The 25,756-nt window shown below is 61.1% G+C and carries 21 protein-coding genes and 1 pseudogene; 7 read left to right on the forward strand and 15 right to left on the reverse strand.

What is annotated here, in order from left to right; genetic code table 11:
- Positions 1-12 precede the first annotated feature (12 nt).
- Positions 13-2,223 carry an LTA synthase family protein gene (locus tag M0746_RS08895; protein WP_258448854.1) on the reverse strand — a complete coding sequence of 737 codons (2,211 nt, stop codon included), beginning with the start codon at positions 2,221-2,223 and terminating at the stop codon, positions 13-15.
- 354 nt (positions 2,224-2,577) lie between these two features.
- Between M0746_RS08895 and M0746_RS08900 the strand changes: the two genes are divergently transcribed.
- Positions 2,578-3,594: an ABC transporter substrate-binding protein gene (locus tag M0746_RS08900; protein ID WP_258448855.1), complete on the forward strand. Its 1,017-nt coding sequence runs from the start codon at positions 2,578-2,580 to the stop codon at positions 3,592-3,594.
- Positions 3,595-3,773: 179 nt separating this feature from the next.
- Here M0746_RS08900 and M0746_RS08905 read toward each other — a convergent pair whose 3' ends face one another.
- The 6 genes and pseudogenes from M0746_RS08905 to M0746_RS08930 form a co-directional block, all read right to left on the reverse strand.
- Complete coding sequence (locus tag M0746_RS08905) at positions 3,774-4,253, reverse strand: copper chaperone PCu(A)C (RefSeq protein ID WP_258448856.1); 480 nt, start codon at positions 4,251-4,253, stop codon at positions 3,774-3,776.
- The gene (locus tag M0746_RS08910) at positions 4,253-4,858 is read right to left on the reverse strand and encodes an SCO family protein (RefSeq protein ID WP_258448857.1); all 606 of its coding nucleotides are present in this window, start codon (positions 4,856-4,858) and stop codon (positions 4,253-4,255) included. The genes M0746_RS08905 and M0746_RS08910 overlap by 1 nt, the downstream gene beginning before the upstream one ends.
- A 180-nt stretch (positions 4,859-5,038) precedes the next feature.
- Positions 5,039-5,590, reverse strand: a complete 552-nt coding sequence (locus tag M0746_RS08915; RefSeq protein ID WP_258448858.1) for an ATP-dependent Clp protease proteolytic subunit — start codon at positions 5,588-5,590, stop codon at positions 5,039-5,041.
- 69 nt (positions 5,591-5,659) lie between these two features.
- Positions 5,660-5,923, reverse strand: coding sequence for a hypothetical protein (locus M0746_RS08920; RefSeq protein WP_258448859.1), 264 nt, complete (start codon positions 5,921-5,923; stop codon positions 5,660-5,662).
- Positions 5,924-5,973: 50 nt separating this feature from the next.
- A pseudogene (locus M0746_RS29415) lies at positions 5,974-6,075 on the reverse strand (general stress protein); the annotation flags it as partial.
- A gap of 189 nt (positions 6,076-6,264) precedes the next feature.
- On the reverse strand, positions 6,265-6,936 hold the full coding sequence (locus M0746_RS08930; protein WP_206416200.1) for a polysaccharide lyase family 7 protein: 672 nt from the start codon (positions 6,934-6,936) through the stop codon (positions 6,265-6,267).
- Between the two features lie 245 nt (positions 6,937-7,181).
- Here M0746_RS08930 and ycaC point away from each other — a divergent pair, with 245 nt between their 5' ends.
- Complete coding sequence (gene ycaC, locus M0746_RS08935; RefSeq protein WP_258448860.1) at positions 7,182-7,814, forward strand: isochorismate family cysteine hydrolase YcaC; 633 nt, start codon at positions 7,182-7,184, stop codon at positions 7,812-7,814.
- A gap of 72 nt (positions 7,815-7,886) precedes the next feature.
- Here ycaC and M0746_RS08940 read toward each other — a convergent pair whose 3' ends face one another.
- Positions 7,887-9,092, reverse strand: a complete 1,206-nt coding sequence (locus tag M0746_RS08940) for an MFS transporter (RefSeq protein ID WP_258448861.1) — start codon at positions 9,090-9,092, stop codon at positions 7,887-7,889.
- 169 nt (positions 9,093-9,261) lie between these two features.
- Between M0746_RS08940 and M0746_RS08945 the strand changes: the two genes are divergently transcribed.
- Positions 9,262-10,212, forward strand: a complete 951-nt coding sequence (locus tag M0746_RS08945; RefSeq protein WP_446731261.1) for an AraC family transcriptional regulator N-terminal domain-containing protein — start codon at positions 9,262-9,264, stop codon at positions 10,210-10,212.
- 278 nt (positions 10,213-10,490) lie between these two features.
- Here M0746_RS08945 and M0746_RS08950 read toward each other — a convergent pair.
- A protein-coding gene (locus tag M0746_RS08950) for an IS3 family transposase (RefSeq protein ID WP_446731262.1) occupies positions 10,491-11,632 on the reverse strand; the annotation gives its coding sequence in 2 pieces (ribosomal slippage) (positions 10,491-11,371 and positions 11,371-11,632; 1,143 coding nt in all).
- A 391-nt stretch (positions 11,633-12,023) separates the two neighbouring features.
- On the opposite strand from M0746_RS08950, the gene M0746_RS08955 reads away from it, so the two are divergent.
- Positions 12,024-13,556: a sensor domain-containing diguanylate cyclase gene (locus M0746_RS08955; protein WP_258448864.1), complete on the forward strand. Its 1,533-nt coding sequence runs from the start codon at positions 12,024-12,026 to the stop codon at positions 13,554-13,556.
- Here M0746_RS08955 and M0746_RS08960 read toward each other — a convergent pair.
- The 4 genes from M0746_RS08960 to M0746_RS08975 all read right to left on the reverse strand — a co-directional run bounded on the left by M0746_RS08960 (position 13,533) and on the right by M0746_RS08975 (position 19,709).
- Positions 13,533-15,995: a PAS domain-containing protein gene (locus M0746_RS08960; RefSeq protein WP_258448865.1), complete on the reverse strand. Its 2,463-nt coding sequence runs from the start codon at positions 15,993-15,995 to the stop codon at positions 13,533-13,535. The genes M0746_RS08955 and M0746_RS08960 overlap by 24 nt on opposite strands.
- A 122-nt stretch (positions 15,996-16,117) precedes the next feature.
- Positions 16,118-17,656, reverse strand: coding sequence for a cryptochrome/photolyase family protein (locus M0746_RS08965; RefSeq protein WP_258448866.1), 1,539 nt, complete (start codon positions 17,654-17,656; stop codon positions 16,118-16,120).
- Between the two features lie 153 nt (positions 17,657-17,809).
- Positions 17,810-18,934, reverse strand: coding sequence for an alkene reductase (locus M0746_RS08970; RefSeq protein ID WP_258448867.1), 1,125 nt, complete (start codon positions 18,932-18,934; stop codon positions 17,810-17,812).
- 97 nt (positions 18,935-19,031) lie between these two features.
- The gene (locus tag M0746_RS08975) at positions 19,032-19,709 is read right to left on the reverse strand and encodes a type 1 glutamine amidotransferase domain-containing protein (RefSeq protein ID WP_208940810.1); all 678 of its coding nucleotides are present in this window, start codon (positions 19,707-19,709) and stop codon (positions 19,032-19,034) included.
- Between the two features lie 212 nt (positions 19,710-19,921).
- Between M0746_RS08975 and M0746_RS08980 the strand changes: the two genes are divergently transcribed.
- The 3 genes from M0746_RS08980 to M0746_RS08990 all read left to right on the forward strand — a co-directional run bounded on the left by M0746_RS08980 (position 19,922) and on the right by M0746_RS08990 (position 23,748).
- Positions 19,922-20,506, forward strand: a complete 585-nt coding sequence (locus M0746_RS08980) for a TetR/AcrR family transcriptional regulator (RefSeq protein ID WP_208940811.1) — start codon at positions 19,922-19,924, stop codon at positions 20,504-20,506.
- A 131-nt stretch (positions 20,507-20,637) separates the two neighbouring features.
- Positions 20,638-21,456: a carboxymuconolactone decarboxylase family protein gene (locus M0746_RS08985; protein WP_342454857.1), complete on the forward strand. Its 819-nt coding sequence runs from the start codon at positions 20,638-20,640 to the stop codon at positions 21,454-21,456.
- A 165-nt stretch (positions 21,457-21,621) separates the two neighbouring features.
- The gene (locus tag M0746_RS08990; protein ID WP_258448868.1) at positions 21,622-23,748 is read left to right on the forward strand and encodes a TonB-dependent siderophore receptor; all 2,127 of its coding nucleotides are present in this window, start codon (positions 21,622-21,624) and stop codon (positions 23,746-23,748) included.
- A gap of 256 nt (positions 23,749-24,004) precedes the next feature.
- On the opposite strand, the gene M0746_RS08995 is transcribed toward M0746_RS08990, so the two are convergent.
- Both M0746_RS08995 and M0746_RS09000 read right to left on the reverse strand, forming a co-directional pair.
- Complete coding sequence (locus tag M0746_RS08995; protein ID WP_258448869.1) at positions 24,005-24,961, reverse strand: 2-hydroxyacid dehydrogenase; 957 nt, start codon at positions 24,959-24,961, stop codon at positions 24,005-24,007.
- A 32-nt stretch (positions 24,962-24,993) separates the two neighbouring features.
- Positions 24,994-25,752 (reverse strand): SDR family oxidoreductase, encoded by a 759-nt coding sequence (locus M0746_RS09000; RefSeq protein ID WP_258451454.1) that lies wholly within the window; start codon positions 25,750-25,752, stop codon positions 24,994-24,996.
- Positions 25,753-25,756 lie beyond the last annotated feature (4 nt).

The raw sequence follows: 25,756 nt of genomic DNA on the forward strand, positions 1-25,756 counted from the left end.
CAGGCTTGTGAATCAGCTCGACTGCGCCGTGTCGTCATCGGGCACGTCGTCGAGAATATCCTCTTGTCCCGGCAGCTCAGTGATTACGCTGAAGTCACTGACCTCCACCGCGCCTTGCCCATAACCGAGCAAATGAAACGAAAACGCCTTGCGCTGTTGCGGGTTTTCAAAGCTGAAGTCCATTTCCAGCGGCTGATCCGCCGTTGCGACCATTTCCGCAGGTAAGCCCAGCTGCACGTCCTGCTCGAACTCCTTGGCCTTGAGCTGAATGTACGCCGCTTGCTGCGGGTCGACCGCGCGCACGGTCAGGCGTACGCGAGTGTGCGAGCCCTTGGGCATTTCCAGATACTGCGCACCGATCAGGTTGTCGGCCCAGTCATCCTTGATCTGCGCTTGCAGCGGGATGATGTTGTTGCTGCCGAACTGATAACGATGATTGAGCGACGTGCGCAGCAGCGACAGGTCCAGCGCATGGGCGCGGGCGGCGATCTGCCGGGCCGGATGGCCGCTGTAGCGACCCTTGTAAACGGCGCTGTCGGCGATGAAACCGGCACTTTCGTAATAGCGGCAGCGGCGCGGCATGTCGCATTCGGAGAAGATGCCGCGGCCATCGTGATAGCGCAGCTTGCCATTGGTGAATGACATGATTTCGCGGCCGGAGTCATAGTCACGGAACAGCGAGCGACCGCTCAGCGCAGAAGGCACTGGCAAGTCGAAGTAGTCGAGGATCGACGTGCTCAGATCGACGTGACCATAGACGCCTTTGTTCAGGCGCGGCAGTTGCGCCTGCTCCGGTGCCAGGGTCAGGTTGAACCCCCACGACGAGGCCAGACGCACGCCGTCGATGCCGTGGGACTCATCGGAGGTGATCACCACCAGTGTGTCGTTGAGCACGCCTTTGCGTTCCAGGCCATTAAGAAACTGATCCAGCGCATCGTCGAGATAACCGACGGCGGCCTGCTTCGGCGTTTCATAGCGCTGCAGATAGTCGTCTGGTGCGGAGTAGGGCTGATGAGTGCCGACGGTGAGCAGGGTGAGCATCCACGGCTGTTTGTTTTTCTTCAGTTGGCCGACGTAATTCAGCGCACCTTCGAAAAACGCCTTGTCATCCTTGCCCCACGGGAATTCCAGGTAGTTGTTGTTGCTGAACCATTCCAGGCCGTGGGTGGCATCGAAACCGATGTGCGGCATGATCTTGTCTTTGGCCATGAAGCGCAGCCCGGCGCCTTGCAGGTAATGCGTGCTGAAACCGTGGTCACGCAGTTGCGCCGGCAGGCAGGCCTGATTGCGCTCAGTGAGGGTGAGCATTTCCACGCCTTTGGGCGTGCCGTTGTCGAGTTTGTCGTAGTCGCCGCAGAGCATGGCGTACAGACCGCGAATGGTCTGGTGCGTGTGCAGCACGTAGTCCGGGGTGTTCATGCCGCGCTCGGCCCAGCGGCTGAGGTTGGGCATCAGGTCTTCCTGATAATGACTGCCGATGGCCTCGCGGTTGGCGCGGATATACGCGCCGGGAATGCCCTCCAGTGCGATGATCAGCACGTTGCGCGCTTGTCCCGGTGCAGCGAGCAGTTTTTCCCCGTTGAGGTCGACGTCGGTCAGCCCGGCCATGGCCGGTGCGGGTTCTTCGACGTCGCCGTCCAGCCATTCCTCGGTACGAATCTGCAGGTCGGCCACTTCGCTGGCGAGCAGGTGATGCGGCAAGTTGTACAGGCGCCACGGGTCGGCTTCGTTCGGCCACAGGTTCTGCGCGCCCCAATGCGCGGCGAACAACACCAGCGGCGCGCCCCAGGCTGCACGGGGCAGGGGCGTGAGCGGCCGATGGCGGCCGGCGAAGCGGCTCAGCAGCCACACGACCAATGCCAGCAGCAGGGTCACGCCCAACGCGGGATGCGCCAGGCCGCCGCCGCTGGAGTTTTCCACGAACTGCGGATCGATCAGGTAATGGATATCAGAAGGTGTCGGCAATCGACCGACCGCGCTGACCAATTCCGCCGTCGCCACCGCCAGCAAGCCCCACAACAGCAGCACCGGCAGGGCCAGCCACCACGCGCGGCGATGCAGCATCACCAGCAACAGGCTGCCCACGGCCAGATCCGACAGATAACCCAGCGGGCTCGACCAGCCCAACGCCGCGCGCAGGCTCATCGGTACGATCAATACCAGCAGTGTCAGAGAAAACAGGCGGGCATGCGGCTGCCGCAAGGGGTTGAAAAGAGCGCTCACAAAAAGACCTTCCAGCCATCAAATCGTCATAAAAGTGTGGGCGATGATAACAAGGCCCGGCCATCTGATTGCTCTTTAAAAACCCGCGAGTAATGCGCAAAGACAAGTGCTGGCGGGAATGAAAAAACCGGTTAAGCCCCAGTGGCTAGTGGATGGCGCAGCGAAGTGGCTGTTCGCCTGTGCGGATTCACCCGGGGAATTATTGTGTCAGGCTGTTAACGGTCGGCGCCGGAGCCTCTCGCGGCATACGCTCACCTCCGATGCTATCGATATGCAATAAAGGTATTTAATTTCAATTTTTTATAGCGATAAAGTCAGGCCTTTCAGCAATCCACCCCCTGCTGCGAGGTTGTCATGGCCACACCGTTGAAACGTTCCGCATTGACCCTGTTGGCCGCCGCCCTGGCGGGCAGCGCATTGTTCAGTTCCGTCGCTCAGGCTGAAGGCAAGATCAGCATCGCCCAGCAGTTCGGCATCGGTTACCTGATTCTCGACGTGGTCCGCGACCAGCAATTGATCGAAAAACACGGCAAAGCCCAGGGCCTGAACATTGAGGTCGACTGGAACAGCATCTCCGGCGCCACCGCGATGAACGAAGCGTTGCTGACCGGTTCGCTCGACGTGGTCTCGGCCGGCGTGCCGCCGATGCTCACCGTGTGGGATCGCACCAGAGGCAAACAGAACGTCAAGGCCATCGCCGCACTCGGCTCGATGCCCAATTACCTGCTGACAAACAATCCGAATATCAAAACCCTCAAGGACTTCAGCGACAAAGACCGCATCGCCGTGCCTGCTGCCGGGGTGGGCTTCCAGTCACGCACCCTGCAGATCGAAACCGCCAGGCTGTTCGGTGATGCCCAGTACAAGAAATTCGACGACATTTCCGTCAGCCTGCCGCACCCCGATGCGACCGCCGCGCTGATTGCCGGCGGCTCGGAAATCAACTCGCATTTCTCCAGCCCGCCGTTCCAGTATCAGGCGTTGCAAAACCCCAACGTGCACAAAGTCCTGAGTTCCTACGACGTACTCGGCGGCCAGGCGACGTTCAACGTGCTGTACACCACGGAAAAATTCCACGACGAAAACCCCAAGACCTACAAGGCGTTCTACGACGCCTTGGCCGAGGCCGAGAAAATCATCAAGGCTGACAAACCGGCAGCGGCCAAGGCCTATATTCGGGTCGAACAGTCGAAATTGCCGTTGGCGCTGGTGGAGCAGATCGTCAACGATCCGGAGATCGACTTCACGGTGGTACCGCAACGTACGTTTATCTATGCCGAGAAATTGCAGGAGTTGGGCGTGCTGAAAAACAAGGCGGGGAGCTGGAAGGATTATTTTTTTGAAGAGGCGCATGGTGGGGCGGGGAGCTGATGTTCCGCGCCATGATCAAAAGCCCCTCACCCTAACCCTCTCCCAGAGGGAGAGGGGACTGACCAAGTCGAACGACAGGTTTGAACGGCCCACAAATCGGCTCCCTCTCCTGGGGGAGAGGGCTGGGGAGAGGGGGAGCTTCAACACAGAACCCAGGCTCCTGCATCGCCCCCCAGCAATCAATGCATCTTGCTGTGATCATGCCCTTGCATATTGGTCAGCGCACGCACCGGCGCCTTCACTTCGAGGGTTTCTTTCTCGCCCTTGGCGTTTTCCACGGTCAGGGTCAGCGGCACGCTGTCGCCTTCCTTGAGCTGCCCGGTCAGCCCCATCAGCATTACGTGATAACCATTGGGATCAAACGCCACCGCTTTGCCCGCCGGCAAGTCGACCGACTTCACCGGGCCCATGCTCATGACGTCATTTTTCATGGTCATTTCGTGGATCTGCACGTCTTTGGCGACCGGCGAAGCGACGCTGAGCAACTTGCTGTCACTGTCAGCGGTGAGGGTCATGAACGCGCCGCTGGCGGTCTGGGTCGGCACGGTGGCGCGAACCCAGGCATCGTCGACCGTGGTTTGCGCCGCTGCCTGAAAAGCCAGGCCCAGCAACGACAGACCCAGTACAGCACGTTTGATGTGGTTCAAGACAGAACGCATCAGCAGACCTCCATAACAGTAAGCAAATCTTCCGTGCATTGTTCTGCCGAAAGCGATGTGGACAGCCCCAGGCGCAAGCCGCCGTTGGAGTCGTAGACGTAACTGGTCGCGGTGTGCGAGATGGTGTAGGTGTCGCCGGCCGGAACTTTCTCGTAGAACACGTCGAATTCCTTGGCGGTGGCCTGGGTTTCCTCAAGCGTGCCGTACAGCGCGACGAAGGTCGGGTCGAAGGCTTTCATGTAGGCGTCGAGTATTTCAGGGGTGTCGCGCTCGGGATCGAGGCTGATGAAGATCACCTGCAAGCGATCGCCGTCGGCGCCCATCAGCTTCTTGATCTTCGCCGCACGGGCGAGGGTGGTCGGGCACACGGCCGGGCACTGGGTGAACCCGAAAAACACCATCGGCATCATGCCGCGAAAGCTCGACAGCGTCATGGTTTCGCCGTCGGTGTTCTTCAGTTTGAAGGTGCGCCCCATGATCTTGTTACTCAGATCCTTGCCGTACTTGTACGACAGTTGGCCGCGGGTGTCGCAGCCGGCGAGCAGGCCCAGCCCGAGCACGCCCATTCCCGCAAGTACCTTGCGGCGAGTCAACAAAGCCGTCATCTAATACCGCCTTTTGCAGCCCGTCAGTCGAGAGGACTGGCGGGGGGTTAACCGTAAAAGCGGCGCATGATACCAAACTGCAGGCAGGCGCCGGCCACGGATCGCCGGGTGGTGTGGGATAGCGCCATAAAAGGTGTAAGAAAAGATGACCCGCCGACTCACGAACGACCCTCAGCGCCATCAACCGTGAATGATCGAATTCACCGATTCAGCCGTGATCACCGGCGCCTCGATCGCATCGATCAAGCCGCACCGCATGGCTTGCGACGGGTCGATGATCCGCGGAGCCGCGGTCAGGTATTTCTCGGTCTCCAGTGTTTCCTGCGCACCCTCCGTACGCTCGGCGACGATTCGTGCGTACAGGTACAAATCGTAATCCAGGCTCATGGCGTATTCCGACATGCGCGAATGATCGACCGCGCCCTGCAAATGCCAGTGAAACGGATGGAAGAGAAACTTGCTGTGGGTACACGCCGAGCGGCGCTCTCCAGCGAGAAAGACGATATTGCCCATCGACTCGACCGTGCCCAGGTTATGCGTATGCACCGGAATGGGCAGGGACAACAGAAAGTTGTACATGGTGAAACCGTAACTGCATTCGCCACCCATCGTGGCGATGTTGACGATCAGCTTCGAGGCTTTTTGCTGTACGGCTATGGAGGCTTTGTCGATCAATTGGCCGCAGGTGGACGCGTTGATCGGCCCCGTGAAATTGATGACGTGAACGGGCATGAGTCACCTCGCTGTTGAATGGCGTTTTGACGATGCGCGATAACCGGCTGCTGTTTTTAGCGAACGTGCTTAATGACCGCGCTCGCAAACCGGCCGGGTATGCGTGGCTGCGCATTGGCGCTCGGCCTGAGCGGCGCCTTGCAGGCGCTCGTAGCAACTGCGCGACGCCACGGCGGGAACAGGGCGTGGCGGCTCTGGCGCACTGACAGGTTGTTGAGGCTGATCCTCTGCCAAAGTCAGGCCTGGAGGAGAGCTTAGCTCCATTTCATGGGCAGGTTCTTCAGCCTTTTCCATTTGCATGGCGCAGTGGTGGCTTTCGATGGGCGCTTTCATGGCAGACCTCGAGTTAAAAAGGGGCAGCAATGCTGCCCCCGATCTGGCGTTTAAGACTTGCGTCCGCCGCCATGGCTCTGTTGCCCGCCTTTACGGCCGGCTTCCGAGGCTTTTTCGCGATCGTTGGCGAAGTTGCCGCCATTGCCGCCGCCCGACGAGCCTTTTTTATCGCTGGTGGAGGTCTTGTTATTGCCCTGATTCTTATTACCGGTAGTCATGATGGTTCTCCGACAACAGTGAGGGTTCTTTCTGTCCGTTAACGCAACGGACATTAATTCCGATAACGCCAAAGTGTGAATCGTTTTGATTGTTTTACAGTTGCCCGATAAGCGGTCGAACGCTTAATGGCTCAGCAGCAAGTCGTGGATCAGACACACCGAGCCATCGGTGGCCGCCGTAGTGGCGCTGTAATCGATCTGGTTATAGACGCCGCCATGGAAGTTGAAGCGTTGGCTGGCCCAACTGCTGTCCATTTGCTGCGGCGGCGCCGAGGTGGTCACGCCATTGCAGATCACCAGCACGTTGACCAGCCCCGCTGCGCTGACGTTGATCTCGACCGTGAAGGGCACGTTGAGGCCAATGTTGCTGGCGATGGTGCTGTTGACCGGGTCGGGCTGATTGAAGCTCTGGCGAAAACCCCAAGTGATGCGGTTCTTGTTCCAGAACACCTTGATCACCGGGCCGTCGTCGTCCTTGACGTGCATTTGCGCAATCACCACTTTTTGCGCGGAGTTCACTTGCGTGAGCGTCATGCGTTGGCGATTGACGTGTAGCGCCGCGCTTTCCAGCGTCCAGTAGACCGGCTCTTTCCATTCGCAGCGCGTGCGGTGGGTGCTTTTGCTTGAAGCGCCCAGGGTTGGCGCGCTGAAACGGATGCTGCCATCAGGTTGGCGGCTGATGACCTCCGGCAATCGAAGCAAGGCCTCATCGCCCATCAATTCCAGTGCGACCGGGTTGGTGGGCGAAGTGGCGACGGGTGTGGTGATGCGCAAACGGCTGATATCGACAGGCATAAATACCTCCACAATCTCGGACAGATGAAGTGGGTAAGTTGCAAGACGAGTGATGCCGGGTGCGTCGATGTGTTCCATGAACTTAACAGTGCGTGGACTAATGGCATTGATCAGCGGTGTGGATTGTCTCGTTTGAGTGGACGGTGAAACGCGTTTCAGCCGATTTATCCCTTTTCGATGGGTCAGTAATCTGTACCCAACTTGAACGCAACAACAAACTTCAAACTTGAAAAGGGACTGACACCATGACTACTCCAACTTACAACCGCCTGAACAAAGACGACGCTATCGTGCTGCTGGTTGACCACCAGACCGGTCTGATTTCCCTGGTGCAGGACTTCTCGCCGAACGAGTTCAAGAACAACGTGCTGGCCCTGGCCGACCTGGCCAAGTTCTTCGACCTGCCGACCATCCTCACCACCAGTTTCGAACAAGGCCCGAACGGCCCGCTGGTCCCGGAACTGAAAGAAATGTTCCCGGACGCGCCGTACATCGCCCGCCCAGGCCAGATCAACGCCTGGGACAACGAAGACTTCGTCAAGGCGATCAAGGCGACCGGCCGCAAACAGATCATCATTGCCGGCGTGGTCACTGATGTTTGCGTAGCGTTCCCGACCTTGTCGGCACTGGCGGAAGGTTTTGATGTGTTCGTGGTCACCGATGCTTCGGGCACCTTCAACACCACCGTGCAACAAGCCGCATGGAGCCGCATGACCCAGGCTGGCGCACAACTGATGAACTGGTTCTCGGTGGCCTGTGAGCTGCACCGCGACTGGCGCAACGACATCGAAGGCCTGGGCAACCTGCTGTCGCAGCGTATCCCTAACTACCGCAACCTGATGAATAGCTACTCGGCGTTGACCGCGCAGCAGAAGTAATCGGTATCGATACAGAACAAAAAGCCCGCTTTGAAAGCGGGCTTTTTTCGTTCGAGGATTCGGGACGACGAGTCAGGTCATGCTCATCGATGGCTGCGGCACCCGCGAAGCCGAACGCGCGGCCAGTAACGCCAGCACCGCCGCAACGATGAGCAGCCCGGCGCTGGATTCGAACGTCGCGCGATAGCCGCTCATATCAAACAGCACGCCGCCGACAATCGCCCCCGAGGCGATCGCGAACTGCACCACGGCGACCATCAGACCGCCGCCCGCTTCGGCGGCATCCGGCAGGGTTCGCGCCAGCCACGTCCACCAGCCCACCGGCGCCGCCGTCGCCACCAGACCCCACAATCCGAGCAGCACCGCTGTAATGACCGGAGAACTACCGAAGGCAATCAGTGCCATGGCGATCACCGCCATCAGCAGCGGAATGACGATCAGCGTGCGATGCAGGCTTTTTTTCACAAACCCTTCGATCAGGAAAGTCCCGGCCAGCCCGGCCGCGCCGAGGCCGAGCAACATCAGCGAGAGCACCGAGACGTTCACCTGAGTGACCGTTTCAAGGAACGGCCGCAGATAGGTAAACAGCATGAACTGGCCCATGAAAAACACACTGACCGCGAGCATGCCCAACGCCACCGGCGGGCGTTTGAGCAAGCGCAAGACATTGCCCGAAGCGGCGCCACCGGCGGCTTTCATCGACGGCAGACTGAACATCAGCCAGGCCCCGGCCAGCAGCGCAACGGGCACCACGCAGAAAAACGCCCCGCGCCAGCCGATCAGCGCGCCGAGAAAACTGCCCAGCGGCGCGGCAATCACGGTTGCCAGCGCATTCCCGCCGTTGACGATCGCCATCGCCCGCGTGACCTGTTCATCCGGCACCAGCCGCATCGCGGTCGCCGCCGACAGCGACCAGAAGCCACCAATCGCCACGCCGATCAGCGCGCGGCCGAGCATGAACACCGTGTAGTTCGGTGCGAACGCGACCACAGTCCCGGAGACGATCATCAGCCCGGTCAGCGACAGCAGCAGCGGCTTGCGATCAACCCGCGCCGCCAGCAACGGAATCAGCAGACTGGTGAGCAAGGCAAACAGTCCGGACACGGAAATGCCCTGACCGGCCTGGCCTTCGCTGATATGCAGGTCGCTGGCGATCGGCGTCAGCAGGCTGACCGGCATGAACTCCGAGGCGACCAGCACGAAGGCCGCGAGCGACATGGCGAAAACCGCGCCCCACGAGGCGGGCGGTTGTGGCGAGGTGGGTGTGGTCACGGTCATTGTCGAAATCCTGTGTTGCGCGAAATGCCCATTGTCCCGGTCAGGCGCGCAGGGCTGTAGCGCGATTCGCTGGATTTCTTGCCTGATCCGCTGAGTCGTGGCATTTGCGCGGGACGCTTGCGCGCCGGCACGCTACAGTTCAGCGCAGAGGTAACGGAACCCTATGACCATGACACTTCCCCAATATTTATCGCTGCAAGCCGAGCTGGCGCAGACCATCGGCGCCCATGCCCAGGTGCCGGGCGATTTCCCCACCGCGATTGCCGGGCTCAGTTTTTTCCGCCGCGAGCAACCCTCGTCACCGCTGGTGTGCATGGTCGAACCCAGCGTGATTCTGGTAGCGCAGGGCGAGAAAAAACTGTGGGTGGGCGGCGAAGGTTTCCTGTACGACACCTCGCGCTTCCTGCTGACCTCACTGGACCTGCCAGCCAACTCCGAAGTGTTGCAGGCCAGCCCCGAGCAGCCTTGTCTGGGCCTGTCGTTCAAGCTCGATGTGCAGATGCTCGCCGAGCTGGCCGCGCAAAGTGATCCACCGCCGTACCGCGACGTTGCCGAGCGCAAAGGCGTCGGCATCGGCTCGGTCACCCAGCCGATGCTGCTGGCGTTCCAGCGCTTGCTCGCTCTGCTCGATGAGCCGGATGCAATCGCGGTGCTGGCGCCGTTGATCCAGCGCGAAATTCACTTCCGCCTGTTGCAAAGTGATCAGGCGCCGCGGTTGCGCAAGATCACCGCGGTCGACGGCCAGGGCTACCGCATCGCCAAAGCCATCGACTGGCTGAAAATCAACTACACCTCGCCGTTGCGGGTCGAGGAACTGGCCGCGCGGGTGCAAATGAGCGCGCCGACCTTCCACCATCATTTCCGCCAACTGACGACGATGAGCCCGCTGCAATATCAGAAGTGGCTACGCCTGACCGAAGCGCGGCGGCTGATGCTCAATGAACAGCAGGACGCCTCCAGCGCCGCCTTCAAGGTCGGCTACGAAAGCCCGTCGCAGTTCAGCCGCGAATACAGCCGACTGTTCGGCGCCGCGCCCAAGCGCGACATCGTCGCATTGCGAGGGCAGCGACGGTCGGGGGATGAGCATCAAACCGCGAAAATCAAAAGCCCCTCACCCTAACCCTCTCCCGGAGGGAGAGGGGACTGACCGTGCGGGATGCGAAAGCCACGTCGACCTGAAATACCGAGTCGTACGCGACCTTCAAAGCCAACACAAATCGGCTCCCTCTCCAGGGGGAGAGGGCTGGGGTGAGGGGCGAATCCACCGAATATCTCAAGCCATGCGGCGCTTCTAACCACTCAACAATGAGCGTTAGCTCGCGTGCCCTTGATCTTGATCTTGCCTAACCTGATCTGGTCAAACGATACTGGACACGGTTATAGGGTTTAGGTCATTTCTCATGCTGCCAACGCTTCCATGGCTACCGGAGTTCGATAGCCGTTGTAACTGTGTAGCCTGATCCGATTGTAATAATGGGTCAGGTAGCGCAACACATCGGTACTGGCCTCGTCTTCGTTTCGGTAGCCAGCCTTGGGTATCCATTCAGATTTCAAGCTGCCAAAGAAACGTTCCATCGGGGCGTTATCCCAGCAGTTTCCTCGTCGACTCATGCTCTGTTTTATGCGCATCTCCGATAGCGTTTCACGGAACATTTTGCTGCTGTAATGGCAACCCTGATCCGAATGGAACATCAAGTTTTCAGGGCGTCCTCGCGACTCGAAAGCCAACTTCAACGCTTTACAAGTCAGAGCCGAATCAGGACTTCTGGACATCGCCCAGCCGACGATGCGTCGGGCATGCAGATCGAGCACAGCAGCCAGATAAACCCAGTAAGTACCGGCCCAAATGTAAGTTACGTCGCCACACCACACTTGATTGGGGGCCTCGACGTTGAACTTACGCTCCAAATGATTGGGGGCGTATTGCGCTTCCGCACCGCTTGGTTTGTAACGATGTCTGCGCCGTTGCTGGCTCTTCAACCCGAGCTCGCGCATCAGGCTACGAGCCATGTAACGACCTACCGACTCCTTTTCGTTACACAGCGCCTTTGCCAGGCTGCGCGCGCCCATTGATCCACGACTTTGCTCATGTAATTCAGCAGCCTTGATCTTGAGGCGATCGCGCTCGACGTCCACTTTTGTCCGCTGTTTCAGACGCTCGTAATAACTGCTGCGGTTGATACCAAATACGCCACACAACTCGGATCTTGGATATTGCTCGCTTAACTCCTCGATCAGCCTTACCGATCGAGGGAATCCGACATCAAGAGAGCTGTAGCCTTTTTTAAAATTTCCTTCTCGCGCTCAATCCGTCGAATTTTTGCTTCCAGTTCCTGGATGCGTTGTTGGTCAGAAGTCATGGCCTTGGACTTCTCAGGTGTCTTGCCGCTGCGCTCCGCACGCAGTTGCTCAACCCAGCGGCGCAGAGCTGTAGGGCCCACACCCATTGCCTCGCAGGCTTCACTCACCGAATAGTCTTTATCCAAAACCAGGCAAGCCGCATCCCGTTTAAAATCTGTCGAAAAATATCGTCTGGTCAAATCACACCTCGTCGCTGGGCGTAGATTACCGCCCTTTAGGGGTGTCCAGAATCATTAAGCCAGATCAACCAGCGACATCGGAAGGCTGAGTGGAGCGATCCCGCAGCGAAGGGACCCGAGCCTGCGAGGGCCGTACGTAGGAGCAAGCCTTTTTGGGTACTTTTTCGGCGTCTGGAAAAAGTGCCTCGCCGTAAGGGCGAAACCGCCAGCCGCAGCACCCGAAGCAACGGATATGCACCCAAACTCACCGCCTGAAATATTGCGCAGGATGATGCTGCACGCCACACGGACTGCTTGTATCCTTGCCCCAGCCGAGGACATACGGCCGCTGTCAGGGCCTCGATCCGCTGACGGCAGGAACGGGAAACCGGACTTTCCATAAGGTACTTTCGTGAAGCGTGATACCCACCTCGTCATCCTCCTGTTACTGGTGATCGGCTGTTCCCTGGCGTCCCTGACCATCTGGAAAGTCCTCGCCTCGCGCGAGCGCGCGCTCGAGGAAGTCAACGTTCACAGCCTGAACCTGACGCAAGCACTGGCGACCTATTCCGAAGGCATCGTCCGCCAGAGTTCGCTGTTGTTGCTCGGCCTGGTCGAGCGCCTGGAAACCGAAGGCAGTGGCCCGGCGCAGATCGAGCGCTTGCGCACGTTGATCAACCATCAGCAACCGCTGATGCCGCAACTGAGCGGCATCACCATTTACGACCGCCACGGCCATTGGCTGATGTCATCGAACCGGCCGATTCCCCAAGGCGCCGACAGCAGCGACCGCGCCTATTTCATTCATCACCGCGACGATCCGAGCCGCGAGACGTTCATCGGCCCGCCGATCCGCAGCCGCAGCAATGACGAGTGGGTGATCACCGTCAGCCGCCGCTTCAATGACGATCAGGGCGCGTTCGCCGGGGTGGTTGCGGTGACGCTGGGCGTGCAGAACTTTCTGCGCCTGTTCGGCAAACTCGACGTCGGTCAGGACGGCGCGATCGGCCTGTCGTACACCGACGGCACGCTGCTGGTGCGCTACCCGTTCCGCGAGCAGGACATGGGCCGCAACTTTTCCCAATCGCCGATCTACGCCAAATACCTGATGGAACGCTCGGTTGGCACCGCGTCGTTTACCTCCAGCCTGGACGGCGTCGAACGCCTCTATGCGTTTCGCAAAAGCCAGAAACTGCCACTGATCACCACCGTCGCCCTGGGCAAGCACGAAGCCCTCGCGGCGTGGCGCACCGAGGCCTTGCTGTCTGCGGTGGTGGTCGCCAGCCTGTTGGGGCTGACCGGTATCATCGGCTGGTTTCTCTATCGCGATATTCGTCGGCGTACCCAAGTCGAAGAGGAGTTGCGGATCGCCCAGCAGCAGTTGCTCGGTTCCAATCGACAACTGGAATTGCTGGCGATGAAGGATGCGCTGACCGCGCTGGCCAACCGTCGCTGCTTCGATCAGACCCTCGCCACCGAAGCGCGTCGGGCCCAGCGCGACGGCGGCTCACTGGCCTTGCTGATGATCGATCTGGATTACTTCAAGTTGTATAACGATGCGCTCGGGCATGTCGCCGGTGACGCGTGCCTGCGGGTGGTCGGCAAACTGCTGGAAGACTCGGTGCGGCGCCCGTCGGATCTGGTCGCGCGATACGGCGGCGAAGAGTTCGCGGTGATCATGCCCGACACCGACGCAGAAGGCGCAGCGGTGGTGGCGCAACTGCTCGTTGATCGCCTCAGGCAGGAAAGCCTGCCGCATCCCTCCAGTCCACTGGCCCGGGTCAGCGTGAGCATCGGCGTTGCCGCGGGGCAGGGGGCGCAACTGGATGCCGTGCAAAGCCTGATCGAATCCGCCGATCAGGCGCTGTATCAAGCGAAAGCCGCCGGGCGCAACGGCTTCGTTGCGTACCGCGGTGAACCGTCACTCGAAGGGCGCGGCCATTAGCCCACTGACCCGTGACACCAGGGTGTCGACCGCAAAGGGTTTGGTCAGTACCTGCATGCCCGGCCCGAGCTGGCCATTGCCGATCACCGAGTTTTCCGCGTAGCCGGTGATGAACAAGGTTTTCAGTTGCGGGCGGATTTCCCGCCCAGCATCGGCCATCTGCCGACCGTTCATGCCGCCCGGCAGGCCGACGTCGGTGATCAACAGATCGATCTTCGCGTCGGAACGCAGCACTTCAAGCCCTTCGAGGCTGTCCGCCGCTTCGAGCAGGCTGTAGCCGAGATCGTTGAGAATGTCCTTGAGCAGCAGGCGCACCGAGGGTTCGTCATCAACGATCAGAATGGTCTCGCTGGCCTTGGCAAACGGTGTGCTGGCGCTCTGCGCGTCGTCGTTATTGTGCTGCGTCGCGCCGCGATAGCGCGGCAGGTAAATGCACATTTCGGTGCCTTGGCCGACTTGCGACTGCACCCGCACCTGACCGCCGGATTGCTTGGTAAAACCGTAAATCATCGACAGCCCGAGTCCGGTACCCTGGCCCAGAGGTTTGGTGGTGAAAAACGGATCGAAGGCCTTGGCCATGACTTCGGCGCTCATCCCGGTGCCAGTGTCGGTCACGCACAGGCACAGGTATTGACCGGCGGGCATGTCCAGCGCCCGCGCGGCTTCGGCATCCAGCGAACGATTGGCGGTTTCGACGGTGATGCGCCCGCCATCGGGCATCGCATCGCGGGCGTTGATGCACAGGTTGAGCAGGGCGTTTTCCAGTTGGCTGGCATCGACCAGCGCCGGCCACAGATCAGCAGCGATCACGGTTTTCAGACGAATGCTCGGGCCGACGGTGCGCTGGATCAATTCGCTCATGCCGGCGATCAATCCGTTGACTTCAGTGGGCCGTGGATCGAGGGTCTGGCGCCTGGAGAACGCCAGCAGACGATGGGTCAGGGCGGTGGCACGCTTGGCCGCGTCCTGGGCGATTTCCATGTACTTGCCGACGTCGTGCAGACGCCCCTGACTGATGCGTTTGTCGACCAGCTCAAGCGAGGCGCAAATCCCCGCGAGCAGGTTATTGAAGTCATGGGCGAGGCCGCCGGTGAGCTGCCCGACCGCTTCCATTTTCTGCGACTGGCGCAGCTTTTCTTCGGCCTGCATCAGTTCGGCGGTGCGTGCCGAAACCCGCTGTTCCAGCGTGTCATTCAATGCGCGCAGGGCGGCGGTGGCGCGGTCGCGCTCGGCCTCGACGTTGCGCCGTTCCTCGACATCGATGAGCACCCCGGGAAAACGCAGCGGCGTGCCGTCCTCGGCGCATTCGACGCGGCCGTTGGCTTCGATCCAGGTGTATTTGCCGTCGGCGCCGCACACGCGGTACTGATGCGAATAGGCACCGCCACGGGCGATCACTTCGTTGATCGCGGCGATCAGTCCGTCACGGTCGTCGGGGTGGACGCTGATGACTATCTGCTCAAGGCTCAGGCCATCGCGGCCCAGCGCCGGGTCGAGGTTGAACACCCGGGCGAAGGCGTCATCGACGGAAAAACCATCGGAGGGCAGGTGCCAATGCCAGGTGCCGATGATCGCGCCAGCGGCGAGGGCCAGTTGCACACGCTCGATGTTCTCGCGGGCCACGGCCTCGCTGACGCGCAGGCGTTCCTGGGCATTGCGGCGTTCGGTGACATCATTGAACAGAATCGCGATCTGCCGATCGGCCGGCTCGCCAACGCGCACGGCGCGCACGTCGAACCAGCGTTCGAAGGTATTGGCATAGTTTTCGAAATTCGCCGGCTCGCCGGTTTTCGCCACATGGCCGTAGGTCTCGAACCAGAACCGTTCCAGATTCGGCGCAAACTCAGTGACCCATTTGCCGCGCAGGTTGACCCCGGCCTGACGCTCGAATGCCGGGTTGGCTTCGACGAAAAAATAGTCGACCGGCTGATCGTCGGCATCGAATTTGACCTTGACGATGGCAAACGCCGCTTCGATGGTTTCGAGGATTGTGCTGAAGCGTTCTTCGCTCAGGCGCAATGCATTTTCCGCGCTGCGCGAGCGAGTCAGGTCGAGCATCGCGCCGATCATTCGCTCCGGCTGGCCGGCGGCATCGCGGATCAGATGACCGCGATCGAGGACTTCAGCGTAGGAACCGTCGTGGCAGCGAAAGCGGTATTCGGCGCTCCAGATGGTGCCCTTGCCGTCGATCGCCGAGCGAATCGAGTTGGTTACCCGGCCACGGTCTTGGGTATGGATCTGCGCAAAGCGCCAGTCGCAGGTCGGCTCGATGGCCTCGGCGACATAGCCGTAGGCCTGTTGCAGGGAGTCGTTCCAGACGATCCGGTTGGTCTTCAGATCCCAGTCCCAGACGGCGTCGCAGGTGGCCTCGACGGCCAGGCGCAGGCGCGTGACCTCGGACTCGAGCTGCTCGCGAGTAAGCTGTTTCAGGACATCCACTCCTCATGCCTTAGTGATGGTCGGCTCTGCTTTCGAACGGCACGCCGCAACGAACCTTCATGAGCTGGACACTGTGTCAGCATTGACCCGGCGCGCCACGTTTAAGTTGCACGCCCGCGCAGTTATAACGCGTCGCCGTTATCCAGGCGCTCGAGCAGGCTCTGCCCGCGTTGCCACAGCGCCTGCTGTTTGGCCAGCGGCATGCGGTCGAGGTTCTTGTACATCATGCTCATCCGCTGATTGCCGCGCAGCCGATCGCCGTGGCGCATGAGGAAATGCCAGTACAAAGCGTTGAAGGGGCAGGCGTTGTCGGCCGTGGTTTCGCGAACCGAATAGGCGCAGTCGCGGCAGTAGTCGGACATCCGGTTGATGTACTGGCCGCTGGCGCAGTACGGCTTGGAACCGAGGTAGCCGCCGTCGGCGTGCATGACCATGCCGAGGGTGTTGGGCAATTCGACCCAGTCGAACGCGTCCATGTAAATCGCCAGGTACCAGTCACAGATCTGGCTCGGCGCGATGCCTGCAAGCAGGGCGAAATTGCCGGTCACCATCAGCCGCTGAATATGGTGGGCGTAGGCGTGCCGGAGACTTTGGCCGATGGCCTGGCGCATGCAGTTCATTTGCGTGGCGCCGGTCCAGTAGAACTCCGGCAATGCGCGTTGATTGGCGAAGACATTGCCGTCGGCGTACTCGGGCATTTTCAGCCAGTACACGCCACGCACGTATTCGCGCCAGCCGATCAATTGGCGGATAAAGCCTTCGGCGGCATTCAGGGCAATCGCCCCGGACCAGTACGCCGCCTCGACATCGCTGCACAGCTGGCGCAGATCAAGCAGACCGATATTCAACGCAGCGCTGATCCGTGCGTGGAACAGGAATGGTTCGTCGCTGGCCATCGCATCCTGATAGTCACCGAAACCGGCCAGGCCATAGTCAAGAAAATAAGTCCAGAGTGCCTGCGCGTCGGCGTGAGTCACCGGGTAATTGAAATTTTCGAGGCTGCCGTAGTGACTGGCGAAGCGCTCGGCGACCAGCGCCAGCACCTCGCGAGTGATCGCATCGCTGGCAAATCGCGCGGGGTAGGGCGGCTTGGCGCTTTTGGGCAGGGCTTTGCGGTTGTCGCTGTCAAAGTTCCAGGCGCCGCCGACCGGCGTGCCGTCACCGTTGAGCAGCAGGCGGCTTTTGCGGCGCATGTCGCGGTAGAAGTACTCCATGCGCAGCTGTTTTTTCCCGGCGGCCCAGGCGCGAAACTCATCACGCGAACAGAGAAAACGCCGGTCGGCATGCCAGTGCAGCGATAGTTCGCAGTCTTTCAGCGATTGTTCCAGACGCCAATCACCGCATTCGGTCAGGTGCACTTCGCGCGCTTGCAACAGCACCTGCCAGCGCTTGAGTTCGCCGGGCACCGAGCCGCTGTTGTGAGGGTCGTCGAGAGTGACGTAATGCACGCGGATGCCCTGGTCCTGCAGGGCCTTGGCGAAGTGGCGCATGGCGCTGAAGATCAGCGCGATCTTTTGCGGATGGTGGGCGACATGGGTGGCCTCTTCCATGACCTCGACCAGCAGCACAGCGTCGTGCGCGCGGTCGAGATCGGCGAGGCACGCGAGGTCGAACGACAACTGGTCGCCCAGCACCAGACAGAGCCGATGGGTGGTGTTCATGTGCACGGTTTCAGGTGAGGAGCAGCAACGGGTGCTCGGCCAGGGATTCGTGGTTTGGCTGCGAATACTTATACAGATTGTAGTTTGTGTATAGATATTTGCGCGCTGATGAACGAAAACCTGCGGTGCCTGAACCGTGCACAGATCGCCGGGTTAGCCGCCGTATGAGGGGTAGTCGGTATAGCCTTCAGCCCCACCGCCATAGACGGTCGCCGGGTTCAACGCATTCAGTGGCCAGCCGTTGGCGATGCGCGCCGGCAGGTCGGGGTTGGCCATGAATGGACGGCCGAATGCGATCAGATCCGCCAGGCCCGACTCCAGCAAGCGCGCGCCGGATTCGGCGGTGTAGCGCCCGGCATAAATGATCGCGCCACTGAAGGTGTCGCGCACGGCCTGACGGAATGTCAGTGGCATTTCGGGGGCGTTGTCCCAGTCGGCTTCGGCGATGGACAGATAGGCGATGCCGACGTCCTCGAGGATCTTGATCGCTTCGATATAGGTGGTGTGCGGATCGTCCTCGACCAGGCCCAGATACGTGCGCGCTTCATCGGTGGTGGTGAACAGTGGCGCAAAGCGCACGCCGACTTTGTCCTTGCCAATGCATTCGGCGACGCCGGCAACTACGTCACGCAGAAAACGCAGGCGATTGGTCAGCGAGCCACCGTATTGATCGTCGCGCAGATTGCTGTGCGCCGAGATGAACTGATTGACCAGATAACCATTGGCGCAGTGCAACTCGATGCCGTCGAAACCGGCGTCCATCGCATTGCGTGCGGCCTGGATATACAGCTGCACCAGTTCTTCGACTTCCAATGTGCTGAGAGCACGCGGCGCCGAAGGGCTGACCAGTTCACCGGCACCGGGCGCGGTTTCGATGAACACGCTGACCCGATCGGTCGCCACCGCCGAAGCCGACACAGGGGCCGCGCCGCCGGGTTGCAACGCGTTGTGCGAAACCCGGCCAACGTGCCACAGCTGGGCGAAAATCACCCCGCCTGCGCCATGCACGGCCTCGGTGACTTCACGCCAACCGGCAATTTGCTCCGGGGTATGGATGCCCGGTGTCCACGCGTAACCCTGGCCGCGCGGTTCGATCTGCGTGCCCTCGGTGATCAGCAGGCCGGCGCCGGCACGTTGCTGGTAATACTCGGCCATCAGCGCGTTGGCGACATTGCCCGGTTGCGTGCTGCGCTGGCGAGTCAGGGGCGGCAGGACGATGCGGTTTTTCAGGGTGTGGCCGCCGAGGGTGACGGGGGTAAAAAACGGGTTGTGCTTCATGGGTGACCTTGGATTTAATTAGACCAGTCGACTATTGGTCGAATGAAAAAAAACGCCGGGCAAACCGCGCACGGCGTTCTTGGGGTTGGGCGTGAACCTAGCCGAGCAGTTTCAGCAGTTTCTCGGCGACGGCGGCGGAGCTGGCCGGGTTCTGGCCGGTGACCAGTTGCCCGTCGGCGACCACGTGTACCTGCCAGTCAGCGACTTTCGAGTATTGACCGCCCAGACGCTGGAACTCGTCTTCGATCAAGAACGGCACCACGTCGGTGAGGCCGACCGCTGCTTCTTCAGCGTTGGTAAAACCGGTGACGTTGCGGCCCTTGACGATTGGCTGGCCGTCCGCCCGTACCACGTGCAGCAGCACGCCCGGTGCGTGGCAGACAAAACCGTGCGGCTTGTTGGCGCGGTCGAAGGCTTCGATCAGGGCGATCGAATGCTTGTCCTCTGCCAGATCCCACAGCGGGCCGTGGCCTCCCGGGTAGAACACCGCATCGAAATCTTCTGCGCTGACCTCGGCCAGGCGTCCGGTGTTTGCCAGTGCCTGCTGCGCGGCCGGGTCCTGGCGGAAGCGATCGGTTTCAGCGGTCTGCGCGCCGGGCTCGTCGCTTTTCGGGTCCAGCGGTGGCTGACCACCGGCCGGCGAGACCAGCGTGACGTCAACGCCAGCGTCCTTGAAGGCGTAGTAGGGGGCGGCGAATTCTTCCAGCCAGAAACCGGTTTTCTTGCCGGTGTTGCCGAGTTGATCGTGAGAGGTCAGCACCATCAGGATTTTCATAAACGCACCTTTGTGTAGGTCAGGTGTTTCGTGGGAGAGGGATTCGCCCATCGCTGGCACCCGGCAGAAATCGTTTGTCGGGGCGCAGCATAGATCTCAATTAGACCAGTCGTCTAGTAATTTTTTATCTTTGGTTTTTTTAGGTTCAGGTATGGCAAACTCGCCTTCCTTCTCAGCATACGACTGGTCTATTGCCAGCTAATTCGCGCCCCATGAAACCAACCTACGACGACACCCGCCAACACTTGCTCGACACCGGCCACCGGATGATGGCCGAGAAGGGCTTCACCAGCGTTGGCCTCAACGAGATCCTGCAGACCGCCGGTGTGCCCAAGGGCTCGTTCTATCACTACTTCAAATCCAAAGAACTTTATGGCCAGGCGCTGCTTGAGGATTACTTCGTCGGCTACCTCGCCGACATGGAGCGACGCCTGACGCTGCCGGGGCTCAACGCCTATGAGCGGCTGATGGACTACTGGCAGGGCTGGCAGAACCGCTGCACCCTCGAAGGCCATGGCGATGAGTGCCTGGTGGTGAAACTCAGCGCCGAGGTCGCCGACCTCTCCGAGTCGATGCGCCTGACCTTGCGCGATGGCGCCGAGCGGGTGGTAGCGCGCATCACCGAATGCCTCGAACAGGGCCAGGCGGACGGCAGCCTGCCCAAGGGTGACGCCCGGCACCTGGCAGAAACCCTGTACCAGCTGTGGCTGGGCGCCAGCCTGTTGAACAAGTTGCAGCGCACCGGGCAGTCGCTGCACACCGCGATGGCGATGACTACGCGGCTGCTGGGCCACTGATCGCCAAAAGCGCCGCGCGACCTCCGATTGATGAATCACACTCATGACTCCATGAGACGCAGGCTGGCTAGTCGCTGGGGCATAAGCGCCTTAACGTGGCCGCTGATGATTCCGTCAGCAGGAGTGTGGCCATGCCCGTACCGTCGATTCAAAACGCGTTCCAGCCCGGCAGTCTCCTGCTGACGGCCCTGGCACTGGTGCTGTCTGCCTGTGCCTCCGCTGAAAAAGGAACGCCCTTGATGAACCATCCTCCTGTAACAACGCTCGCCAGTGCCGCCGCGGTTTCGCCGGCGCTGGCGCACAACACCGAAACAATGCTGCTTGGCGACCTGTGGCAACGCCCGGGTCTGTCGCCACGCGATCGCAGTCTGGTCACGGTGGCCGTGCTGATCGCACGCGGGCAAACCGCCGAGATGCCAATTCAGTTCAATCTGGCGCTGGACCACGGCGTGACGCCGCTGGAATTGTCGGAAGCCCTCAATCATCTGGCGTTTTATTCCGGTTGGGGCAACGCGACGGCGGCGCTGCCGATCGCTCAGCAGATATTCGCCGCGCGCCACATCGGCCCGGAGCAACTGGCGCCGGTGTCGCCGCCGCTGCTGCCGCTCGATGAGGCGCGCGAGGCGGATCGCGTCGAGCGGGTAAACGCGGCAGTTGGCTCTGCTGCGCCGGGACTGGTCGAATTCACCACCAGGGCGCTGTTTCGCGATCTCTGGTTGCGCCCGGGCCTGGCGCCGCGAGATCGCAGCCTGATCACCGTCAGTTCGCTGGTGGCGAACGGGCAGGTGGGCCAGGTCGGTTATCACCTCAATCGCGCGATGGACAACGGTCTGAGCCAGACCGAGGCGGCGGAAATGATCACCCAACTGGCGTTCTACGCCGGCTGGCCCAACGCGTTTTCCGCTGTGCCAGTGTTCAAGGAGGTGTTCAGCCAGCGCACTGCAGGCTGACCCTGGTGATGCAAATGCCCATCGCCTTCGGGGTCGATGGGCCCACGATTGCAACATGACAAATAAGAATACGTTTCAATTACGCATTGCACTGGTATACCATGCGCGCCGCTTCGCTGGCAGTTCTGCCATCCGTTCTGGCCTATTCGTAAAGGTTTCCTTTTCATGCGTCGTACTCTGCTTTCCATTTGCGTGCTGCAGGCGTTGTCTTCTTCTGCGTGGGCCGAACCGGCCGATTCCACCTCCTCAGTGCTTGAGCTGGACGCCACCGATGTGGTCGGCACGGCAAATTACGAAAGGGCCGACGGCCCGGTGCAGGGCTATCGCGCGACGCGTTCGGCCAGTGCCACGCGCACCGACACGGCGATTCATGAAACCGCGCAATCGATCAGCGTGGTGACCAAGGATGCGGTCGAGGACATCGGCGCGACTCGCCTGCAGGACGCCTTGGATTACGCCGGCGGTGTCGGCCGCGCGAACAACTTTGGCGGGCAAGGCCTGACTACGTTCACCGTGCGTGGCTTCACCACCGGCGAGTTCTATCGCAACGGTTTTCCGATCAATCGCGGCTACCCGAACATGCCCGACGCCAACACCATCGAGCGTCTGGAAGTGCTGCGCGGCCCGGCCACCACGCTCTACGGTCGCGGCGATCCCGGCGGCACCTTCAATGTCGTGTCCAAGCAGCCGCTGGCCGAACGCACCGTCACTTTGGGCAGCCAGCTCAACGACCAAGGCATGAAGCGCGGCACCCTCGACGCCTCCGGGCCGCTCGATGAAGAAGGCCGCCTGGCCTATCGACTCAACGTGGTGGGCGAGGGCGGCGATACCTTTCGCGACCACGTCGAGACCGAACGCTACGGCATCACGCCGGTGCTGAGCTGGCAGGCGACCGATGCGACCAAGGTGATTTTCGAAGGCGATTTCATGCGCAACAACGCGCCGCTCGACCGTGGCGTGACGCGCTATCCAAAGCAGATCGGCACCGCCTCGCGCGACACCTTCTTCGGTGAGAAGGACGTCGGCAAGCTGCACAACGACAACAACATGGCCCAGTTGCGCTTCGAGCACCTGCTCAACGACGACTGGACCCTCGGCGGCGGTTTCCAGTGGCTCGACGGTTCGCTTAAAGGCAACGCGATCGAAGCCAACGGCATCGCCGCAGACGGTCGCACCCTGGGCCGCAACTTCAACTACCGCAAGCTGGAATGGACCGACAAGGACACCCAGCTGAATCTGACCGGGCACTTCAGCACCGGCGGTCTGCAGCACACCTTGCTCACCGGCATCGAATACGAAGACTACGACTACAAGTCGATCATCCAGCGCTCCAGCGGTGCGGTCGGTGCCTACCCGATCGACATCTTCGATCCGGTCTACGGCCAGCCGCGCCCGGCCCTGACCCGCACACCGACCCACGACAAGGAAAACCTCAAGACCTACGCCGGCTTCGTGCAGGATCAGGTGGCCCTGACCGAGCGCCTGAAAGTGCTGGCCGGAGCGCGTTTCGAGCGTTTCGAACACGACTATGAAACCTACGTGCCGGGCGGCAAGAGCTGGCAGGCGGCGGATAACGCGGTCACCCCGCGTCTGGGCGTGACCTACGATCTGACCGAAACCCTCGCGGTCTACGCCAACACCGCGCGCTCGTTCAAACCCAACACCGGCGCCAGCCGCACCGGTGGCGGCTTTGCTCCGGAGAAAGGCAAGTCCTATGAAATGGGCCTCAAGTGGGAGGCGCTGGACCATCAGCTAAGCGTCGATGCGGCGATCTACCAGATCGAAAAACGCAACGTGCTGACCACCGACCCGGTCGATTCAACCTTCAGCGTTGCCGCAGGCGAGGTGCGCAGCCGTGGCTTCGACCTGAACGTCGCGGGCAACCTGACCCCGGAATGGCGGGTCATCGGCGGCTATGCCTATGTCGATGCCGAAGTGACCAAGGACAACACGATCCGCTCCGGCACCCGCCTGCTGAACATCCCGCAAAACAGCTTCAGCCTGCTCAACGTCTACGAATTCCAGGACGGCGCTCTCAAAGGCCTGGGCCTCGGCACCGGGCTCAAGTATGTCGACGAACGCGCCGGGCAAACCGCCAATACCGCGTTTTCGATGGGCAGCTACACGGTGGTCGATTTGCTGGGCTTTTATAAGGTCAACGACAAGGTGCGGCTCAACCTTGATCTGAAGAATCTGTTCGATCGTGATTATGAGGAAGGGGCGTTCGGCAACGTCTACGCCTATCCGGGCGCACCGCGGACGGTGCAGGTGGGGATTTCGTATACCTTGTGAGGCGTTTGCGATCTGCGTGAACCGCAGCCCCTCACACCAGCCCTCTCCCGGGGAGAGGGAGCCAACCGAGTCGATCCTGATCGTTCCCACGCGGAGCAACCTGATCGTTCCCACGCTCTGCGTGGGAATGCAGCCCCGGACGCTCTGCGTCCAGAAGCGTGACGCAGAGCGTCACAAGAGGCATTCCCACGCAGAGCGTGGGAACGATCAGTTTGGGGCTCGGGCTTGCTGGGGGCTGCCATTTCAGCCCAGGCGCTTACCCGGTGACACACCCTTGCGGCACCTTGCCGGCAAAGCTGTCGAGCAGGCTGGCAACCACCATTTCGCCCATGCGCGTACGCGTCTGCAGAGTGGCACTGGCGCGGTGCGGTTGTAGCACCACCTGTTCGTTGTTGAACAAGGCTTCTGGCACATTCGGCTCATCGACAAACACATCCAGCCCGGCCCCGGCGATCTCGCCGGCCGTCAGCGCCGCCAACAGGTCCGCTTCGTTGACCAGTTTGCCGCGCGCCACGTTGATCAGATAACCACCCTTGCCCAAGGCTTGCAGGACTTCAGCGTTGATAATCGCTTCAGCCTTGTCGGCCGCGGCGGCGAGTATCAGCGCGTCGCTGTCGCGCGCCAACTGCTTGAGATCGGCGACGAAGGTGTGGCTGACATCGCTCATTGGCTGCAGATCGGTGTAACTGATCGGGCAGCCAAACGTGGCGGCGCGACTGGCCACCGCACGACCGACCCGGCCCATGCCGACGATGCCGATGCGCATGCCCGACACCTGTCGTGCCAATGGCAGCGGCGCCAGCGGCGTCGGGCTGTGCGGCCATTCACCCGAGCGCACGTAGCGATCGCTGGTGCACAACCCGCGACACACCGCGATCAGCAAACCGATGGCGAGGTCGGCGACGTCTTCGGTCAGCGCGCCAATGGTGGCCGTCACGCGGATGCCGTGATCGCGGGCGTATGCCAGATCGACCGCATCGGTGCCAACACCATTGACCGCCACCACTTCCAGCCGCGGCAGTTGCGCCATCAAGGCCTGGCTGATGCCGGTGTGCCCGCCGGTGATCACCCCGCGAATGTTGGCGCCGTACTCACGCAGATAAGCGGGTTTGTCGGCCTGCTGGAAATAGCGTCTGACGGTGAACAGTTCATCGAGACGGGCGTTGATTTCAGGAATCAGAATCGGGCTCAACTGCAAGACTTCTGGCTTCATGTAAACCTCACTTACCGAATAAAAAGGCCGGCTCAACCGCGGCCGGCAAACGGCATGGCAGTGGCCATGACGGTCATGTTCAGAACGTTGGCCGACAGCGGCAGGCCAGCGATGTAGCGCACAGCCTCGGCGACGTGTTTGACGTCGACCATCGGCTCGACGGCGATGCTGCCGTTGGCCTGGCGCACGCCGCGGGTCATGCGTTCGGACATCTCGGTCAAGGCATTGCCGATGTCGATCTGGCTGCAGGCGATGTTGAATTCGCGACCGTCCAGCGCCAGCGATTTGCTCAGGCCCAGCACTGCGTGTTTGCTGGCGGTATAGGCGCTGCTGAACGGGCGCGGCGTGTGCGCGGAAATCGAACCGTTATTGATGATGCGTCCACCCTGTGGCTGCTGGCGGCGCATCAGGCCGAAGGCGCCGCGGGCACAGAGGAAAACCCCGTTGAGATTGGTGTCGATGACGTTGCGCCATTGCTCGAACGACAGCTCGTCCAGCGGCACGGCAGGGGCATTGACCCCGGCATTGTTGAACACCACGTCGAGGCGTCCGTAGACCTCGGCAATGCTCGCAAACAACGCGTCGACACTGGCCGGATCACGCACATCGGTAGGCACTGCCAGCGCTTGGTGGCCTTCGCTTGCCGCCAGTTCAACCAGCGCTTGCAAAGGTTCTGCACGCCGTCCGGCGGCGACCACGGTGAACCCGTCGGCCATCAGGCCCAGCGCCACGGCGCGGCCGATACCGCTGCCGGCGCCGGTGACCAGCGCGACTTTTAGCGGAGATGAAATGGAC

The sequence above is a fragment of the Pseudomonas sp. S11P7 genome (assembly GCF_023195435.1).
Lineage (GTDB): Bacteria > Pseudomonadota > Gammaproteobacteria > Pseudomonadales > Pseudomonadaceae > Aquipseudomonas > Aquipseudomonas fluorescens_G.

Bases quoted from the DNA above. Each gene is read 5' to 3' on its own strand.
- M0746_RS08920 (WP_258448859.1), bottom strand. From the start codon at position 5,923: ATGAAAGCGCCCATCGAAAGCCACCACTGCGCCATGCAAATGGAAAAG.
- M0746_RS08970 (WP_258448867.1), bottom strand. From the start codon at position 18,934: ATGAAGCACAACCCGTTTTTTACCCCCGTCACCCTCGGCGGCCACACC.
- M0746_RS08995 (WP_258448869.1), bottom strand. From the start codon at position 24,961: ATGAAGCCAGAAGTCTTGCAGTTGAGCCCGATTCTGATTCCTGAAATC.
- M0746_RS08985 (WP_342454857.1), top strand. From the start codon at position 20,638: ATGCCCGTACCGTCGATTCAAAACGCGTTCCAGCCCGGCAGTCTCCTG.
- M0746_RS08990 (WP_258448868.1), top strand. From the start codon at position 21,622: ATGCGTCGTACTCTGCTTTCCATTTGCGTGCTGCAGGCGTTGTCTTCT.
- M0746_RS08930 (WP_206416200.1), bottom strand. From the start codon at position 6,936: ATGCCTGTCGATATCAGCCGTTTGCGCATCACCACACCCGTCGCCACT.
- M0746_RS08910 (WP_258448857.1), bottom strand. From the start codon at position 4,858: ATGACGGCTTTGTTGACTCGCCGCAAGGTACTTGCGGGAATGGGCGTG.
- M0746_RS08915 (WP_258448858.1), bottom strand. From the start codon at position 5,590: ATGCCCGTTCACGTCATCAATTTCACGGGGCCGATCAACGCGTCCACC.
- M0746_RS08980 (WP_208940811.1), top strand. From the start codon at position 19,922: ATGAAACCAACCTACGACGACACCCGCCAACACTTGCTCGACACCGGC.
- M0746_RS08900 (WP_258448855.1), top strand. From the start codon at position 2,578: ATGGCCACACCGTTGAAACGTTCCGCATTGACCCTGTTGGCCGCCGCC.
- M0746_RS08975 (WP_208940810.1), bottom strand. From the start codon at position 19,709: ATGAAAATCCTGATGGTGCTGACCTCTCACGATCAACTCGGCAACACC.
- ycaC (WP_258448860.1), top strand. From the start codon at position 7,182: ATGACTACTCCAACTTACAACCGCCTGAACAAAGACGACGCTATCGTG.
- M0746_RS08945 (WP_446731261.1), top strand. From the start codon at position 9,262: ATGACACTTCCCCAATATTTATCGCTGCAAGCCGAGCTGGCGCAGACC.
- M0746_RS08905 (WP_258448856.1), bottom strand. From the start codon at position 4,253: ATGCGTTCTGTCTTGAACCACATCAAACGTGCTGTACTGGGTCTGTCG.
- M0746_RS08965 (WP_258448866.1), bottom strand. From the start codon at position 17,656: ATGAACACCACCCATCGGCTCTGTCTGGTGCTGGGCGACCAGTTGTCG.
- M0746_RS08940 (WP_258448861.1), bottom strand. From the start codon at position 9,092: ATGACCGTGACCACACCCACCTCGCCACAACCGCCCGCCTCGTGGGGC.